Genomic DNA, 15904 nt, shown 5'->3' with positions numbered 1-15904 from the left:
TGATTTACCTCGCCCGGACAGAAGCGCCCCAATGTGGCGTTGGTTGCGTCCAACGCACCGAACGCCACATTGGGTGCATCCAACGCACCCAACGCCACATTGGGGCGTTTGGGGCTCACCGGCGTGAACCGCACGCTGACAGCACAGCCGACCACCGCCCAGGCCCCTCCCGCAACCCCGATACGAAGCCGAAAACACGGACGGTAGTGCCGGGTCAAGGCACGCTTTCCCGCCTTGACGCGGTACTACCGTCCGTAGTCACAATCGGGCTTCGGGGTGGCGGACCACCAGCAAAGAAAACTCAGGGCGCGACGCGCTCGACGTGCCACCCGTCATCGGTCCGCACATACCGCAACCGGTCGTGCATCCGGTCCTCCCGCCCCTGCCAGAACTCCACGAGATCGGGCCGGATCCGCCACCCACCCCAGTGCGGTGGCGCCGGAATCCGCTCGACGTCCGCGAACCGCCGCTCGATCCCGTGCAGCGCGTTGTCCAGCGCCCGCCGGCCGTCGACCACCCGCGACTGCGGCGAAGCCCACGCCCCCAACTGGGAACCACGGGGACGCTGGGCCCAGTACTCGGCGGTCTCCTTGACCCCGACCTTCTCGACCTCACCACGCACATGGACCTGGCGGTGCAGCGCGTACCAGGGGAACGTCACCGACGCATAGCGAGTCGCCGTCAGGTCGTGGCTCTTCGCCGACGTGTAGTTCGTGTAGAACACGACCCCGCGCTCGTCGAGGCCCTTGCACAGCACCGTTCGGGACGACGGGCGGCCTTCCGCGTCCGCCGTCGCCAGCACCATCGCGTTCGGCTCGGGGATTCCCGCGGCGACGGCCTGGTTCAGCCAGCCCTGCAGCTGATCGGTCCAGGTGGCCGCCAACGCGGATTCGTCGAACGCCGCGCCGTCGTAGGCGACGCGCATCCCCGGCAGGCGCACGACGGCGTCTTCCACCTGGTCCTTGATCTCCGGCATCATCGCCAAACCTCCACGCCCGGTCGGGGCATCAGTCGACTTCGGCTCTGAGCACGTTAGGGCCTTCCGAGCTGCGGCGGAACCCACAGAACGGTGACACCCGCCACCCCGGGCCGTAACCGCAGGACAACAAGCCGTAACCCCCGCGTTACCCGCTGGACCAGGATCGATACAGGAAAGACCTACCTTCGGCCCGTTCCCCACCACCTCGGAGGCAGGCATGACCGAGACGCTGTCGAACGCCGAAAAGACCCCGCCGAAACGCCGGTACGCCCCGCTCGCGGCCAACGAGAACCGCGAGGACTACTCACTGCGCTTCGCCGCCCACTCGTTCCGGAAATGGTCCCCGTTCGTGGTCGCGACGACGGCGCTGGGCGGCATCGCCTACCTCGCCGACTTCGCGATCGGCGCCAGCATCGTCCTCTCCTACGGCTTCACGTCCGGTGTGCTGGCCATCCTCGCCGCGGCCGTCGTCATCTTCGTGACCGGCGTGCCCATCGCGGCCGCCTGCGCGAAGTCCGGGGTGGACATGGACCTGCTGACCCGCGGAGCCGGCTTCGGCTACTTCGGGTCGACGCTGACGTCGCTGGTCTACGCGAGCTTCACGGTCATCTTCTTCTCGCTCGAAGGCTCGATCATGGGCCAGGCGTTCGAGCTCGCCCTCGGCATCCCGCTGCCGATCGGCTACCTGCTCGCGACGCTCATCGTCCTGCCCTTCGCGCTCTACGGCATGGGCGCGGTCGCGAAGATGCAGACCTGGACGCAGCCGCTGTGGATCGCCGGGCTGGTGCTGCCGTTCGTCGTCGTGCTGGTCCGGGAGCCCGGCAAGTTCGCCGAGTTCACCCACTTCGGGGGCACCGAGGGCGCCGGCGCCGGGTTCTCCGCGATCGGGTTCGGCTTCGGCATGGGCGTCGCCCTGTCGCTGATCGGGCAGATCGGCGAGCAGGCCGACTACCTGCGGTTCATGCCGGAGAAGACGGCCGAGAACAAGCGGGCGTGGTGGGCCGCCGTGCTCGCCGCCGGCCCCGGCTGGGTGATCCTCGGCGCCGCGAAGCAGATCGGTGGCGCGCTGCTGGCGTTCCTCGCGCTCGGTGTCGTCGGAAAGACGCACGCGCTCGAGCCGATCGCGCCGTACCTCGAAGCGGTGAAGCCGGCGCTCGGGCCGGTGGCACTGACGTTCGCCGCGCTGTTCGTCGTCGTCTCGCAGATCAAGATCAACACCACCAACGCCTACTCCGGCTCGCTGTCGTTCGCGAACTTCTTCTCCCGCGTGCTGCACAAGCACCCCGGCCGGGTCTGGTACGTGCTGGTCAACTGCGGGATCGCGCTCGCACTGATGGAGTTCGGCGCGTTCGGCTTCCTGAACAAGATCCTCGGCTTCTACTCGAACGTCGCCATCGCGTGGATCGGTGCCGTCTGCGCCGACCTGGTGATCGCCAAGCCGCTGGGGCTCTCGCCGCGCTACATCGAGTTCAAGCGGGCCTACCTGCACAAGATCAACCCGGTCGGGTTCGGTTCGATGGTCGTCGCGTCGGCGGTGTCGATCGTGGCGTACTTCGGCGCGTTCGGGCAGTTCCTGGCCGCGTTCAGCCCGCTGCTCGCGCTGGTCATCGCCGTCGTCCTGGTGCCGGTGCTGGCCGTGGCCACGAAAGGCAAGTACTACCTCGCGCGGCCGAACACGGTCGCCGGGCCGGACAAGGACGTCGACCTGCGCGCGACGCACACCTGCTCGGCCTGCGGTGATCCGTACGAGCTGCCGGACGTCGCGGACTGCGCGAAGCAGGACGGCCCGATCTGCTCGCTCTGCTGCACGCTCGACAACACGTGCCACGACGTCTGCCAGACGTCCGGCCCGGTCTCGCTCGGCCTGCCGACCGTCCGCACTGCGTGATGTCCGTGAGGGCCCTTACCCGGCGTCGCCGGTCAAGGGCCCTCACGTGAGCCGGCTTCCCCCCAATTCCCCCTCCCGGCTCGACTGTTCCACGCCGGTGGGTGCGCCGGGGTTGCCCGGCTTTTCCAAGATTTTTCCGGGCCGCATGATGGCCGCCAGCATCAGCGCGCGCAGCTCCGCGCCGACGTCCTCCACCGGCAGCGGCGGCTCGTGCGCCTGCCACTCGCGCAGCAGCCCGGTGGCCGCTCCGACCAGCGCGATCGCCGTCAGCCGGTAGTCGCGGTCGGGCGCGACGCCGTGCCGCGCGGCGCGGCGCGCCTCCGTCTCGATGAACGTCGCCCAGCGGTCGACCCAGATCTGGTGCTGCTGCTCCAGCTCCGCGCTGACGCCGACCGCCTCGACGTAGTTGAGCCGCGGCAGCCGGGGGTCCACGGTGACCGTGTCGATGAAGACGTCGAGCAGCGTGGCGATCCGGGTCATGGCGTCGGCATCGGCGACCTTGTCGAGCGCGGCCGTGACGTGGTGGAGCGCGAGGCTGTTGATCCGGTCGTGGAGGGTGCGCAGCATGTCCTCCTTGCCGGAGAACTCTTCGTAGAAGTTCCGCGTCGACACCCCGGCCCGCGCGCACACCTCGGTGATCTTGGTGTGCCGGAAGCCGGCCGAGGTGAACAGCTCGAGGCCGGCCGTGAGCAGCCGCTCCCGGCGGTCCGCGCGACGCTGCTCGGGTGCGACGCCGCCGTACGTGCGAGCCACCGGTTCGTCTCCTCCTTCTGAGGGATTGCCAGATCCTACTGGGGCTGGCTAGTTTGTGAAAACTTCGATTACCAAAACAGCCGGAGGCAATGATGCTTCGTCGGTTACTGGTCGCTGTCGCCCTCCTTTTCGTGACGGCCGCACCCGCGGCGCACGCGGATCCGGGGGTCCTCCTGGAAGCGCGGCCGACGACGGTGTTCGTCGGCCCGTTCCCCGCCCCGGTCAAGGCCTGGCACCTCCTCTACCGCTCGACATCGGCGACCGGCGAGCCGGACGCCGTCTCCGGCACGCTGCTCGTGCCGCCGACGCCGTGGTTGCGCGGCGGCCCGCGTCCGCTGATCACGTACGCGGTGGGCACGCACGGCCTCGGCGACCAGTGCGCGCCGTCGAACCTCCTCGCCCACGGCATCGAGAACGAGAGCGCGCTGCTGGCGCAGGCGTTGTCGCAGGGCTGGGCCGTCGTGGTCACCGACTACGAAGGCCTCGGCACGCCGGGAACGCACACCTACGCGGTCGGGCAGTCCGAAGGCCGGGCGGTGCTCGACGCGGCTCGCGCCGCTTCCCGGGTGACCGGTGCGGGGCTGTCCCCCGCCGGCCCGGTGGGCGTTTTCGGCTACTCGCAGGGCGGCCAGGCGGCGGCCTGGGCGGCCGAGCTGCAGGGCACGTACGCACCGGAACTGAACGTGGTGGGGGTGGCGGCCGGCGGGGTCCCGGCGGACCTGAACGCGGTGTTCGCGGCCAACGACGGCGGCCCGGCGTTCGGCCTGGTCCTCGGCGCGGCAACCGGTTTCGCGGCGGCGTACCCGGACGTGCCGTTCGAGTCCATTTTGAACGACCGCGGCCGCGCGGCGGTGGCCCAGGTGTCGCAGGCGTGCACGATCGAGCTGGGCGCGGCGGCGCCGTTCGCCCACCTGCGGGACTTCGTGACGGTGCCGGACCCGATCCACGAGCCGCACTGGCAGGCCCGGCTGGCGGAGAACTACCTGGGCACGGTGAAGCCGAAAGCACCGGTCTACCTCTACCACGGGACACTCGACGAGCTGATTCCCTTCAGCGTCGGAACGGCGTTGCGGGACCGCTGGCAGGCATTGGGCGCGGCGGTCACCTGGCAGGAGTTCCCGCTGCTGGAACACATCGGCGGGGTCTCGATCGGCGGCCCGGTCGCGATGACCTGGCTGGGCACGAAGTTCTGAAAAGCCGTGAAGGCCTCCTTCCCGGCCATAAGAGCCGGGAAGGAGGCCTTCACGGACCTGGACGGAACTGTCGGTGCCCTCGGGTAGCGTGGAAATCGGGGGCTGCTCAGAGCGGCGCCAGGGCCGTGACGGCGTCCGGGGCCAGGGAAGTCACGAGGGTGCCGCCCGCGGCGAGGGGGCTGCGGGACCACCACTCGCCCGACGCCGCCGGCAGTTCCGGCCCGCCGACCACCAGGTCCGTCGCCAGCACCCGGCGGCCCGCCAGCACCGCCAGGCTCCCGTCCAGCGCCGACCCGATCGAAAGCGTCTGACGCAGCACCGGCACCGAACCCCGCGTGACGTGCTGGGCGGACGTCAGCGTCCCGGGGCTCTCGCCGGCCCGCCCCAGCACCAGCACTTCGCGCGTGTGCAGGTACGCGTCGGACGCCAGCGCCGCCCGGAACGCGGCGGTGTGCCGCGCCCGTGCGGTGATCACCGTCGGCTCCGGCAGGTACTCCAGCGAGCCGCCCTCCTCCACCACGACGTCCACTGTGGACAGGGAACCTTCGCCGTGGAGGCCGGGCAGGGCCAGCGTCGCCGCGACGCCGGAAATCCGCAGGGACGCACCCGGGCCGACCCGCACCGAGAGCAGCAGGTCGTCGCCACCCAACGGCGAGGTCGCCGAGTTGACCAGGTGCACCACCGCCGTCGCACCGGAACGCCGCCGCGGGAACAACGTCAGCGGCGCCATCGACCGCAGCTCCCGCAGCACCGTGCGCGAGCCGTCGAAACACGCGGTCAGGCGGGCGTGGGCCTTCACAGCAGCGAACGCACCCAATCGGCGACCGCCGGCGCGTCCGGAGTGTCCACAAGGGACTGCGTGATGACCGGCAGCGAGCCGCGCATCCGGTGCGCGTCCGACGTCATCACCTCCATGTCCGCGCCGACCAGGTGCGCGATGTCGATCTTGTTGATCACCAGCAGGTCCGCCGTCGTGACGCCGGGGCCGCCCTTGCGCGGCACCTTGTCGCCACCGGCGACGTCGACCACGAAGATCTGGCTGTCGGCCAAGCCGCGGCTGAACACCGCGGTCAGGTTGTCGCCGCCGCTTTCGATGATCACCAGGTCCAGGCCGGGGAACTTCTCTTCCAGCCGCTCGACGGCGTCGAGGTTCGCGGTGATGTCGTCGCGGATCGCCGTGTGCGGGCACGCGCCCGTCTGCACCGCCTCGATCCGCGCCGGGTCGAGGACACCGGCCCGGCGCAGGAAGTCCGCGTCCTCGGTCGTGTAGATGTCGTTCGTCACCACGGCGAGGTCGATCTCGTCGCCCAAAGCGCGGCACAGCGCCGCGGTCAGCGCCGTCTTGCCGGAGCCGACCGGGCCGCCGATGCCGATCCGGTACGCGCGGCCCGCGGTGGGTGCCGCGTCGTAGTGGTCGGGTTCGGTGGCCGTCGGGTCGAAGTTGACCTCGTGGAAGTGACCGTGGCCGTGGCCTTCAGCTGGCAAAGAGACGCACCTCTTCCTGGTGATGCCGGGCGTGCGCCTCGGCGAACAGATCCAACGCGGGCGACCCCGGCGACGGCAGCGACGCCGGGTCGTCCCCCGCCACGGCCGCCGCCTCCGCACAAACCGAGTGCAGGTCGAGCCGCGCCACGACGGCGTTGACGGCAAAGGGATCCAGCCCGAGCAGCCGCACCGCCGCACTCGCCGGACCGCTCACCGACAAATAGGCCACCGCCATCGCGGCGTCGTACGGCGAGCCACCGGCGACGCCGACCAGCGCACCCAGCACGATCGGATGGTGTGGCCGCGGAGTCTCGGTCAGCAACGCATCGAGCACCGGTGACGGCCACGCGATCCGTCCGGCCCGCGCGGTCCCGCGGCCTTGCGCCCGGGAGGCCTCGCGCTGCGCGAGTGATGGAGTGCGCGCGTCCAGCTCACGGTCCAAGACGGACCACTTTCCCCGCGTGACAGCCGCATGCGTGGACGCAGCGGCGAAAACCGCCGCCAGGAAACCCGCGGTCCGCAACCGTCCGGAAAGGAATCCCGGCAGATCACGCACGGACGTCACCAGCTTCCGCGCGACAACCTCCTCCAAACCACCACTGTGGACGTGCCCACCGCCGGGAAAGCGGGAGTCCGCGAGGATCAGTGCCGAAAGGTCCATCAGAACAAGAAGTACCTTTGCGCCATCGGCAGTTCCGTCACCGGCTGCGGTTCGATCAGCTCGCCGTCGACGTGCACGGCGAAGCTGTCCGGCTCGACGCGGACGTCCGGCGTCGCGTCGTTGAGCACCATGTCCGCCTTGGTCCGCGCACGCATGTTCGACACCGCGACCAGCGGCCGCGTGATGCCGAACGTCTCCCGCAGCCCGCTGTCCAAAGCGGACGGTGCGACGAAGTGCAGGCTCAGCGCCGCGCCGATCGAAGCGCCGAACATCGGCCGCGCCAGCACCGGCTGCGGCGTCGGGATCGACGCGTTCGCGTCGCCCATCGCCGCCCACGCCGGGAAGCCGCCCTTCAGCACGACGTGCGGGCGGACGCCGAAGAACTTCGGCTCCCACAGGACGAGATCCGCGAGCTTGCCGACCTCGACCGAGCCGATCTCGGTCTCCATGCCGTGCGCGATGGCCGGGTTGATCGTGTATTTGGCGACATAGCGACGCGCACGCAGGTTGTCGGCCGCACCGTCGCCGGGCAATGCGCCACGACGGCGTTTCATCACGTGCGCGGTCTGCCACGTCCGGATGATGACCTCGCCGATCCGGCCCATCGCCTGCGAGTCGGAGCTCATCATCGAGATCGCGCCCATGTCGTGCAGCACGTCCTCGGCCGCGATCGTCGTCGGCCGGATGCGGCTCTCGGCGAAGGCGAGGTCCTCGGGCACCGACGGGTTGAGGTGGTGGCAGACCACCAGCATGTCGAGGTGCTCGTCGAGGGTGTTGGCGGTGTGCGGGCGGGTCGGGTTGGTCGACGACGGCAGCACGTTCGGCAGCGAGACGACCTGGATGATGTCCGGCGCGTGCCCGCCGCCGGCGCCTTCGGTGTGGTACGCGTTGATCGAACGCCCGCCGATGGCGTCCACAGTGGACTCCAGAAACCCGGCCTCGTTCAGCGTGTCCGTGTGGATCGCCACCTGGACCCCGGCTTCGTCGGCCACCGTCAGGCACGCGTCGATCGCCGCCGGGGTCGTCCCCCAGTCCTCGTGGAGCTTGAACCCGCCCGCGCCGGCCGCCAGCTGTTCGCGCAGCGCCTCGTGCCGGACGGTGTTTCCCTTGCCCAGCAACAGGACGTTGATCGGGTAGCCGTCCATGGCGGACAGCATGCGGCCCAGGTTCCACGCACCGGGCGTCACCGTGGTGGCCTTGGTGCCCTCGTTGGGACCGGTGCCGCCACCGACCAAGGTGGTCAGCCCGGACGCCAGCGCCGTGTCGACGAGCTGCGGGCAGATGAAGTGGACGTGGCAGTCGATGCCGCCGGCGGTGAGGATCTTGCCGTTGCCGGACAGCACCTCGGTCGACGGCCCGATGACGAGCGCCGGGTCGACGCCGTCCATCGTGTCCGGGTTGCCCGCCTTGCCGATGCCGACGATCCGGCCGTCGCGCACGCCGACGTCGGCCTTGACGACGCCCCAGTGGTCGAGGATGACCGCACCGGTGATGATCAGGTCGGGAGCACCCTCGGCGCGGGTCGCCGTGCCCTGGCCCATGGACTCGCGGATGACCTTGCCGCCGCCGAAGAGCACCTCGTCGCCGGCGCCGCCGGGGCCCATCGAACGGTCCTCGGTGACCTCGATCAGCAGGTCGGTGTCGGCGAGCCGGATCCGGTCGCCGGTGGTCGGGCCGAACAGCTCGGCGTAGCGCTCGCGGTCGATCTGCGGCACTTCAGAACTCCCCTGCGAACTCGGATCGGAGTCCGGGCACCCGGCGGGCTCCGGCCAGCGGCACCAGGTCGACCTCGCGCTCGACGCCCGGCTCGAACCGCACCGACGTCCCCGCGGGCACGTCGAGCCGGTGGCCGCGGGCGGCGTCGCGGTCGAACTCGAGCCCGGGGTTGACCGCGGCGAAGTGGTAGTGCGAACCGACCTGCACCGGCCGGTCGCCGAGGTTGCGGACCAGGAGCCGGACGCGCGCGCGGCCGGGGTTCAGCTCGACCGGCTCGTCGCCGGGGATGATCTCGCCAGGGTGCATCGGCTGCCTCTCACACGATCGGGTCATGCACGGTGACGAGCTTCGTGCCGTCCGGGAACGTGGCCTCGACCTGGACGGAGTCGACCATCTCGGGCACGCCGTCGAGCACCTGCGCCCGGGAGAGCACGGTCCGGCCGCTGGCCACCAGCTCGCTGACCGTGCGGCCGTCGCGGGCGCCTTCGAGGACGTGGTCGGTGATCAGCGCGACCGCCTCCGGGTAGTTGAGCCGGACGCCACGGTCCAGCCGCTTCCGCGCGACGTCGGCCGCCACGTGGATGAGCAGCTTGTCGCGCTCCTGCGGGCTGAGGTGCATGCGCTAGGTCTATCACCCGGAACGCGGCGGCGCCGGGTTCGGAAACACAGGATTTACCTGGTCTTCGTCACACTGAGTGGTGAAAATTCTCCTGACGGGAGGCCTCGGTGACTGAATCGTTCTCGTAATCGTGACCGAAACCACCGCATCTTTCGATTGCCAGTGGCCGGTCAAGAGAGCAAGGTCTATCCATCCGTGCGATGTGGCGCGCGTTCCGTGCGCTTCCCGCAACCGCGCGACCAGCACAACCAGCCGGGGAAAAAGCGCACCGAAAGGTTTCGCGTAACAGTGACTACCTCCACGATCAGCAAGCCACAGCCGTCCGGCCAACCCGACGACGGCTTCCGACCGGGTCTGGAGGGCGTCGTCGCCTTCCACACCGAAATCGCCGAACCCGACCGGGACGGCGGTGCGCTGCGCTACCGCGGCGTCGACATCGAGGACCTCGCCGGCAAGGTGACCTTCGGTGACGTGTGGGGCCTCCTCGTGGACGGCCGGTTCGGTCACGGCCTCCCGCCGGCCGAGCCGTTCCCGCTGCCGGTGCACACCGGTGACGTCCGGGTGGACGTGCAGGCCGCGCTGGCCATGCTCGCGCCGATCTGGGGCTACCGCCCGCTGCTCGACATCACCGACGAAGAGGCCCGCGAACAGCTGGCGCGTGCCTCGGTGATGGCCCTGTCCTACGTCGCCCAGTCGGCGCGCGGCATCGGCCAGCCCGCCGTGCCGCAGACCCGCGTCGACGAGGCCCACTCGATCACCGAGCGGTTCCTCGTCCGCTGGCGCGGCGAGCCGGACCCCGCGCACGTCAAGGCCCTGGACGCCTACTGGGTGTCGGCCGCCGAGCACGGCCTCAACGCGTCGACCTTCACCGCCCGCGTCATCGCCTCCACCGGGGCGGACGTCGCGGCGGCCATGTCCGGCGCCATCGGCGCGATGTCGGGCCCGCTGCACGGCGGCGCCCCGGCGCGCGTGCTGCCGATGATCGAAGAGGTCGAGCGCACCGGCGACCCCGAAGGCCTGGTCAAGGGCATCCTCGACCGCAAGGAACGCCTGATGGGCTTCGGCCACCGCGTCTACCGCGCCGAGGACCCGCGGGCGCGCGTGCTGCGCCGCACCTGCCAGGAGCTCGGCGCGACGCGCTACGAGGCGGCCGCCGCGCTGGAGCAGGCGGCACTGAAGGAGCTGCGCGAGCGGCGTCCGGATCACCCGATCGAGACCAACGTCGAGTTCTGGGCCGCGGTCATCCTGGACTTCGCCCAGGTCCCGCCGCACATGATGCCCGCGATGTTCAGCTCGGCCCGCACCGCCGGCTGGGCCGCGCACATCCTGGAGCAGAAGCGGACCGGACGCCTGGTGCGGCCGTCGGCCAAGTACGTCGGCCCGGCGCCGCGCAGCCCCGAGGACGTCGAGGGCTGGGAACTGGTCACCAAGCACTGACCCCGGCACGAGCCGGAGCTTTCACGTGAAAGCTCCGGCTTTGTCGTGGGCGGCGGTGGTGCCGAGCATCGCCGTGAGCTGGTCGACGAGCCACGTGTCCAGGGCTTCGCGTGGGATCGTGTGCTCCTGCAGCCAGCTCAGCAGCGCGCCCTCGACGACGGCTGTCCAGCAGCGCAGCGTGAGCGAGAGCAGGGGTGAGGGATCGGTGACGCCGAGAGCGTCCAGGATCAGGGCCACCGCGCGGTTGCGGACCTCGTCGATCGCCGCGTCCGTCTCCGAAGTGGCGATGACGGATCCACTGCGCAGCAAGGCGATGTACCCCGCGCGGTAGTGGTCGGCGACGTCGATCAGGCCGCGGACGGCCGCGCGCAGCCGTACCTCCGGCGGGCCCTCCTCGAGCCCGGCGAGGCCGTCGATCAGGCCGTCGGTGACCGTGCGCAGGGCCTCCACCTGCAGCTCGCGCAGGTTCGGGAAGTACCGGTAGAACAGCGGCCGCGACACCTCGGCGCGCGCGACGATGTCGTCCACCGTCACCAGCTCCGGCGCCCGCGAGCCGAACAGGTCGAGTGCGGCGCGGATCAGGTCGTCCCGGCGGGCCTGCGGCGACATCCGCCGCGGTCGGCGTTCGCTCACGACGGCTCGGCGTACTCGATCAGCTCGACGGCCGCGGCGGCCACCACGTCCGGCCGCGCCCTGGTCACCCAATGCGTGCCGTCGATCGTGCGGATCCGCAGGTCCGGCACCCAGTGGCCGATCTCGGTCTGCAGCGGCGTCGTGACGTAGGCGTCCCCGGTCGGCGCCAGCACCTGCACCGGGACGTCGGCGGGACGCGGTTCGGGGCGCGACAGGCGCGTGAACATGTTGGCCCGGTAGAGCTTCAGGCCGTGCAGGCCGTCGGACTTCTCCGGCGGCGCCGCGTCGGGCTCCATGCGCTGGATCTGCTTGCCCAGCAAGCCGGTGCGCCACAGCAGGTCCGGGATGAACGGCACTTGGAACGCCAGGATGTACCACGAGTGCAGGAACTGGCGAAGGGCGTTCTTGAGCCGCTTCGGCGTCGGACGGCGCAGCTGGGCGCGGAACCACGCGCCGGCGTGGTCGAGGCTCGGCCCGGAGATCGACGTGTAGGAAGCGACGCGCCCGCGAAGGCCCTCTCCGGTGACGGCGTGCCACGCCTGGATCGAGCCCCAGTCGTGGGCGACCAGGTGCACCTTGCCGGTCGGCTGCGCCTCGTCGACGACGGCACGCAGGTCGTCGGCCAGCTGGTCCAGCCGGTAGGACGCGCGTCCCGCCGGCTTGTCGGAGCGTCCCGCGCCGCGGACGTCGTAGGTGACGACGCGGTGTTTCGCGGCCAGCTCGGCGGCTACCCCGTCCCACATCGAGCTGTTGTCCGGATAGCCGTGCACGAGCACGACCGTGGGCCCGTCGTCCCGGCCGTCGATGGTCACGGAGAGGCGAACGCCGTCGCTGCCGGTCACCCACTTGTGAGACATCTTGTCATGTTAGACAACTTGTCAACAGCGGCTTCACCCGCGCGGCGGTTCCGCAAGCTCGGATGTTCGGATTTTTGCTTGTATGACAGCGTTTTCGTGGTTTCCCGTGGAACCACGCGCTCGTGTCCACCGTTCGATGGACAGCCGGATTCAGCCGCCTGTTGGTCGGATTCGCCACCTGCGGCGACCACGCTGTACCCATGACCCCAGCAGTGAGCGTGCGCGGCCTGCGCAAGCAGTACCCCGGCCACCTCGCGGTGGCCGGACTGGACCTGGACATCGCGCCGGGCGAGGTGTTCGCCCTGCTCGGCCCGAACGGCGCCGGGAAGACCACGACCGTCGAGATCCTCGAAGGCCACCGCCGCCGGACGGACGGCGAGGTCACCGTCCTCGGCGAGGACCCCGGCAAGGCCGGCCGCGCCTGGCGGGCGCGCCTCGGCATCGTCCTGCAGACGGCGACCGACGCCGCCGAACTGAGCGTCGCCGAGACCGTCCGGCACTTCGCGAAGTACTACCCCGACCCGCGCGATCCCGACGAGGTGATCGAGAAGGTCGGGCTGACCGAGAAGGCCAAGGCGCGGGTGAAGTCGCTCTCCGGCGGGCAACGCCGGCGCGTCGACGTCGCGCTCGGCATCATCGGCCGGCCCGAGCTGCTCTTCCTCGACGAGCCGACCACCGGCTTCGACCCCGAGGCGCGCCGCCAGTTCTGGTCGCTGATCAGCGACCTCGCCGCGGAGGGCACCACCATCCTCCTCACCACCCATTACCTCGACGAGGCCGAAGCGCTCGCCGACCGCGTCGCGGTGATCGCGCGCGGCGAAATCGTCGCCCAGGACACCCCGCGCAACCTGGGCGGGCGTGCTGCCGCCGAAGCCACCGTGCGCTGGGTCGACGAACGCGGTGAGCACGTCGAGCGCACCGCGTACCCGACCAAGCTCGTCACCGAACTGGCGGCGGGCGGGCGCGAACTGGCGAACCTCACCGTGACCAGGCCGAGCCTGGAGGACATCTACCTCGACCTGATCGGAGACAAGGCATGACGACCCTGACGCTGCCCGGCCCGCTGTCGCTCGGGCTCGCCCGCGGCGGCACCGAGCTGCGGCAGTTCTTCCGGCACAAGGAACAGGTGGTGTTCACCTTCTCCCTGCCCGCGGTGCTGATGATCCTGCTCGGGTCCATCCTGGACGGTCCGACGAAGTTCGGCGGCGTCACCTCGGGGCAGGTGCTGGCGGCCGGGATGATCGGTTCCGGCATCGTGTCGACGTCGTTCAACAGCATCGCCACCGGCATCTCGGCCGACCGCGAAACCGGCGCGCTCAAGCGCCTGCGCGGCACGCCGATGCCGGCCGCGTCGTACTTCGTCGGCAAGATGGTGCTGGTCGCGGTGTCGAGCCTGGCCCAGACGGTGCTGATGGTCGCCGTCGCCATCCTGCTCTTCGGGCTGCGCCTGCCGTCCGACCCGGCGAAGTGGCTGACGCTGCTGTGGGTGTTCGCGCTCGGCATCGTCTCGTGCACCCTGCTCGGCATCGCGATCAGCTCGCTCGCGAAGTCCACCAACGGCGCGGTCGCCATCGTGCAGATGCTCTACCTGGTGCTGCAGTTCATCTCCGGCGTGTTCGTCTCGCCGATCACGAGCCTGCCGAAAGTTATGGTGGACATCGCGTCGTTCTTCCCGCTGAAGTGGATCTGCCAGGGGTTCCGGTCGGTGTTCCTGCCGGACGGCGCCGTCAGGATGGAGATGGCCGGGGCATGGGAACTTCCGCGGGTGGCGCTGGTGCTGGGGATCTGGTGCGTGGTGGGGGCGGTGCTGGCCCGGCTGACGTTCCGGTGGACCGACGCGAAGTGAAGGACGCCTGGGACCGGTTCAACTGGCTCTGGGAGATCCTCTTCGCGGTGGCCTACGTGGCCACGACGACGTTGGTGATCCTCGACGACGAGGACCCGGTCCGGGCGGCGGTCGCGGTCGGGGCACTCACCGCCCTCGCGCTGTCCTACCTGCTGTGGGGCCGGCGGGTCGTCCGGGACGACGACTCGCCGGCCGGGCCGCGGTGGGTGTTCGCGGTCATCGTGCTGGTGCTGGTGGCCATCGCCCTGTTCGCCGCGAGTTCGTCGGGCTTCATCCTGTTCATGGCCTGCCCGCTGCTGTTCTCGACGCTCGAGTTCCGGCCGGCGGCGGTCTTCACCACGGTGGCGATCCTGCTCAACCCCGCGTCGACCATCGTGAACAACGGATTCCGTGGCCCCACACTGCACATCCTGCTGCCGATGACGGCGATCCTCGTCGTGTTCGGTGTGCTGTGCGGCAAGTTCATCGGGCACGTCATCGAAGAGAGCCGGGGGCGCGCCGACCTGATCGCCAAGCTGGAGGCCAGCCAAGCGGAAGTCGCCCGGCTCTCCCGGGAAGCGGGCACCGCGGCCGAGCGCGAACGCCTCGCGCGGGAGATCCACGACACCCTGGCGCAGGGCTTCACCAGCATCGTCACGCTCGCCCAGGCCATCGAGTCCGAACTGGACACCGACCCGGCCGCGGCGCGGCAGCACGTCGAACTGGCCGCGCGCACGGCGCGGGAGAACCTCGCCGAGGCACGCGCGATGGTCGCCGCGCTGGCCCCGGCGGATCTCACGTCGGGGTCGCTCGTCGACGCCGTGCGGCGGCAGGCCGACCGGCTCGCCGATTCGGCCGGCATCGCGGTCCGGTACGAAGTGGACGGTTCGCTGCCCACGCTCGGCACGGCGGCGGAAGTCGTCCTGCTGCGCGGGGCACAGGAAGCGCTGAACAACGTCCGCCGTCACGCGGCCGCGTCGGCGGTGTCGGTGCGATTGTCCGTTGTGGACGGTGCGGTGCGGCTGTCCGTACGGGACGACGGCGACGGCTTCGACCCCGACGACGTCACCGGCTTCGGGTTGCGGGGCATGCGGTCCCGCGCCGAGCAGGTGGGTGGCAGACTGAGCGTCCGGAGTGGCCCCAGCGGCACCGAACTCACCCTGGAGGTGCCGGCTTGATCCGCGTCATGCTCGTCGACGACCACCCCGTCGTCCGCGAAGGACTCCGCGGCATGCTCGAAGCCGAAGCCGACCTGACGGTCGTCGGCGAAGCGGGTTCCGGCGACGAGGCCGTCGCCCTCGACCGCGTCGCCGAGCCCGACGTCGTGCTGATGGACCTGCGCATGCCGGGCCTCGACGGCGTCGGCGCCACCAAACGGATCCTGCGTGACCGGCCGGGACGCCGGATCGTCGTGCTCACGACGTACGAGACGGACGCCGACATCCTCCGCGCGGTGGAAGCCGGCGCGTCGGGCTACTTGCTGAAGGACGCGTCCCGCACGGAACTGGCGAACGCGATCCGCGCGGCGGCGCGCGGGGAGACGGTCCTGGCACCGTCGGTGGCCGGGAAGCTGGTCAACCGGGTCCGCAACCCTGAGCCGCAACCGCTCTCGGCGCGCGAAGTGGAAGTGCTGCGGCTGGTCGCGAAGGGCAGCACCAACGCCGACATCGGCCGAGCCCTGCACATCAGCGAAGCCACGGTGAAAACCCACCTGCTGCGGGTCTTCGGCAAACTCGGCGTCTCCGACCGCACGGCCGCGGTGACCACGGCCATGGCCCGAAACCTCCTCACCTGACCCGTGCCCGGAGGGGAACCACGCGTGATCGGAGGGGCATCACCCGTGATTCCACGGGCATCA

Annotated in this window: 16 protein-coding genes and 1 pseudogene; 7 read left to right on the top strand and 10 right to left on the bottom strand. The window is 70.5% G+C overall.

Annotated elements, in window-relative coordinates:
• Positions 1–301 precede the first annotated feature (301 nt).
• Complete coding sequence (gene pdxH / locus AB0G28_RS39550) at positions 302–979, bottom strand: pyridoxamine 5'-phosphate oxidase (RefSeq protein ID WP_361101853.1); 678 nt, start codon at positions 977–979, stop codon at positions 302–304.
• Positions 980–1196: 217 nt separating this feature from the next.
• Here pdxH and AB0G28_RS39545 point away from each other — a divergent pair, with 217 nt between their 5' ends.
• Entirely contained in the window at positions 1197–2867 is a 1671-nt protein-coding gene (locus AB0G28_RS39545; RefSeq protein WP_361101850.1) for a hypothetical protein, read from the top strand.
• 42 nt (positions 2868–2909) lie between these two features.
• On the opposite strand, the gene AB0G28_RS39540 is transcribed toward AB0G28_RS39545, so the two are convergent.
• Complete coding sequence (locus AB0G28_RS39540; protein ID WP_361101847.1) at positions 2910–3620, bottom strand: TetR/AcrR family transcriptional regulator; 711 nt, start codon at positions 3618–3620, stop codon at positions 2910–2912.
• 92 nt (positions 3621–3712) lie between these two features.
• On the opposite strand from AB0G28_RS39540, the gene AB0G28_RS39535 reads away from it, so the two are divergent.
• The gene (locus AB0G28_RS39535) at positions 3713–4813 is read left to right on the top strand and encodes a lipase family protein (protein ID WP_361101845.1); all 1101 of its coding nucleotides are present in this window, start codon (positions 3713–3715) and stop codon (positions 4811–4813) included.
• Positions 4814–4919: 106 nt separating this feature from the next.
• On the opposite strand, the gene AB0G28_RS39530 is transcribed toward AB0G28_RS39535, so the two are convergent.
• The 6 genes from AB0G28_RS39530 to AB0G28_RS39505 are packed head-to-tail and all read right to left on the bottom strand — an operon-like array spanning position 4920 to position 9294.
• The gene (locus AB0G28_RS39530) at positions 4920–5612 is read right to left on the bottom strand and encodes an urease accessory protein UreD (RefSeq protein WP_361101842.1); all 693 of its coding nucleotides are present in this window, start codon (positions 5610–5612) and stop codon (positions 4920–4922) included.
• Positions 5609–6298, bottom strand: coding sequence for an urease accessory protein UreG (ureG, locus tag AB0G28_RS39525; RefSeq protein WP_361101839.1), 690 nt, complete (start codon positions 6296–6298; stop codon positions 5609–5611). Before ureG ends, AB0G28_RS39530 begins: the two co-directional genes overlap by 4 nt.
• Positions 6288–6959, bottom strand: a complete 672-nt coding sequence (locus AB0G28_RS39520) for an urease accessory UreF family protein (RefSeq protein ID WP_361101836.1) — start codon at positions 6957–6959, stop codon at positions 6288–6290. Before AB0G28_RS39520 ends, ureG begins: the two co-directional genes overlap by 11 nt.
• Positions 6959–8674, bottom strand: coding sequence for an urease subunit alpha (locus tag AB0G28_RS39515; RefSeq protein WP_361101833.1), 1716 nt, complete (start codon positions 8672–8674; stop codon positions 6959–6961). The genes AB0G28_RS39520 and AB0G28_RS39515 overlap by 1 nt, the downstream gene beginning before the upstream one ends.
• 1 nt (position 8675) lies before the next feature.
• Entirely contained in the window at positions 8676–8981 is a 306-nt protein-coding gene (locus AB0G28_RS39510; RefSeq protein WP_020641632.1) for an urease subunit beta, read from the bottom strand.
• A gap of 10 nt (positions 8982–8991) precedes the next feature.
• Positions 8992–9294: an urease subunit gamma gene (locus AB0G28_RS39505; RefSeq protein ID WP_020641633.1), complete on the bottom strand. Its 303-nt coding sequence runs from the start codon at positions 9292–9294 to the stop codon at positions 8992–8994.
• Between the two features lie 288 nt (positions 9295–9582).
• On the opposite strand from AB0G28_RS39505, the gene AB0G28_RS39500 reads away from it, so the two are divergent.
• Entirely contained in the window at positions 9583–10731 is a 1149-nt protein-coding gene (locus AB0G28_RS39500; protein WP_361101828.1) for a citrate synthase 2, read from the top strand.
• A 21-nt stretch (positions 10732–10752) separates the two neighbouring features.
• Here the strand turns inward: AB0G28_RS39500 and AB0G28_RS39495 are convergent, their stop codons facing one another.
• Both AB0G28_RS39495 and AB0G28_RS39490 read right to left on the bottom strand, forming a co-directional pair.
• Positions 10753–11340, bottom strand: a complete 588-nt coding sequence (locus tag AB0G28_RS39495; protein WP_361101872.1) for a TetR/AcrR family transcriptional regulator — start codon at positions 11338–11340, stop codon at positions 10753–10755.
• A gap of 29 nt (positions 11341–11369) precedes the next feature.
• Positions 11370–12206: pseudogene (locus AB0G28_RS39490) on the bottom strand (alpha/beta fold hydrolase); the annotation flags it as partial.
• 215 nt (positions 12207–12421) lie between these two features.
• Here AB0G28_RS39490 and AB0G28_RS39485 point away from each other — a divergent pair.
• Genes AB0G28_RS39485 through AB0G28_RS39470 form a run of 4 tightly spaced genes read left to right on the top strand, consistent with a single transcriptional unit; the run spans position 12422 to position 15841 of the window.
• Positions 12422–13261 carry an ABC transporter ATP-binding protein gene (locus tag AB0G28_RS39485; protein ID WP_361101825.1) on the top strand — a complete coding sequence of 280 codons (840 nt, stop codon included), beginning with the start codon at positions 12422–12424 and terminating at the stop codon, positions 13259–13261.
• Positions 13258–14067 carry an ABC transporter permease gene (locus tag AB0G28_RS39480; protein ID WP_361101822.1) on the top strand — a complete coding sequence of 270 codons (810 nt, stop codon included), beginning with the start codon at positions 13258–13260 and terminating at the stop codon, positions 14065–14067. The genes AB0G28_RS39485 and AB0G28_RS39480 overlap by 4 nt, the downstream gene beginning before the upstream one ends.
• Complete coding sequence (locus tag AB0G28_RS39475; RefSeq protein ID WP_361101869.1) at positions 14064–15224, top strand: sensor histidine kinase; 1161 nt, start codon at positions 14064–14066, stop codon at positions 15222–15224. The genes AB0G28_RS39480 and AB0G28_RS39475 overlap by 4 nt, the downstream gene beginning before the upstream one ends.
• Entirely contained in the window at positions 15221–15841 is a 621-nt protein-coding gene (locus AB0G28_RS39470; protein ID WP_361101819.1) for a response regulator transcription factor, read from the top strand. Before AB0G28_RS39475 ends, AB0G28_RS39470 begins: the two co-directional genes overlap by 4 nt.
• Positions 15842–15904: the final 63 nt, after the last annotated feature.

Origin of the sequence: Amycolatopsis sp. NPDC021455 (assembly GCF_040640995.1) — a bacterium.
In the GTDB taxonomy this organism is placed as follows: domain Bacteria; phylum Actinomycetota; class Actinomycetes; order Mycobacteriales; family Pseudonocardiaceae; genus Amycolatopsis.
This window is presented reverse-complemented; position numbering and strand designations above follow the sequence as displayed.

Bases quoted from the DNA above. Each gene is read 5' to 3' on its own strand.
- pdxH (WP_361101853.1), bottom strand. From the start codon at position 979: ATGATGCCGGAGATCAAGGACCAGGTGGAAGACGCCGTCGTGCGCCTG.
- AB0G28_RS39545 (WP_361101850.1), top strand. From the start codon at position 1,197: ATGACCGAGACGCTGTCGAACGCCGAAAAGACCCCGCCGAAACGCCGG.
- AB0G28_RS39535 (WP_361101845.1), top strand. From the start codon at position 3,713: ATGCTTCGTCGGTTACTGGTCGCTGTCGCCCTCCTTTTCGTGACGGCC.
- AB0G28_RS39520 (WP_361101836.1), bottom strand. From the start codon at position 6,959: ATGGACCTTTCGGCACTGATCCTCGCGGACTCCCGCTTTCCCGGCGGT.
- AB0G28_RS39510 (WP_020641632.1), bottom strand. From the start codon at position 8,981: ATGCACCCTGGCGAGATCATCCCCGGCGACGAGCCGGTCGAGCTGAAC.
- AB0G28_RS39505 (WP_020641633.1), bottom strand. From the start codon at position 9,294: ATGCACCTCAGCCCGCAGGAGCGCGACAAGCTGCTCATCCACGTGGCG.
- AB0G28_RS39495 (WP_361101872.1), bottom strand. From the start codon at position 11,340: ATGTCGCCGCAGGCCCGCCGGGACGACCTGATCCGCGCCGCACTCGAC.
- AB0G28_RS39485 (WP_361101825.1), top strand. From the start codon at position 12,422: ATGACCCCAGCAGTGAGCGTGCGCGGCCTGCGCAAGCAGTACCCCGGC.
- AB0G28_RS39480 (WP_361101822.1), top strand. From the start codon at position 13,258: ATGACGACCCTGACGCTGCCCGGCCCGCTGTCGCTCGGGCTCGCCCGC.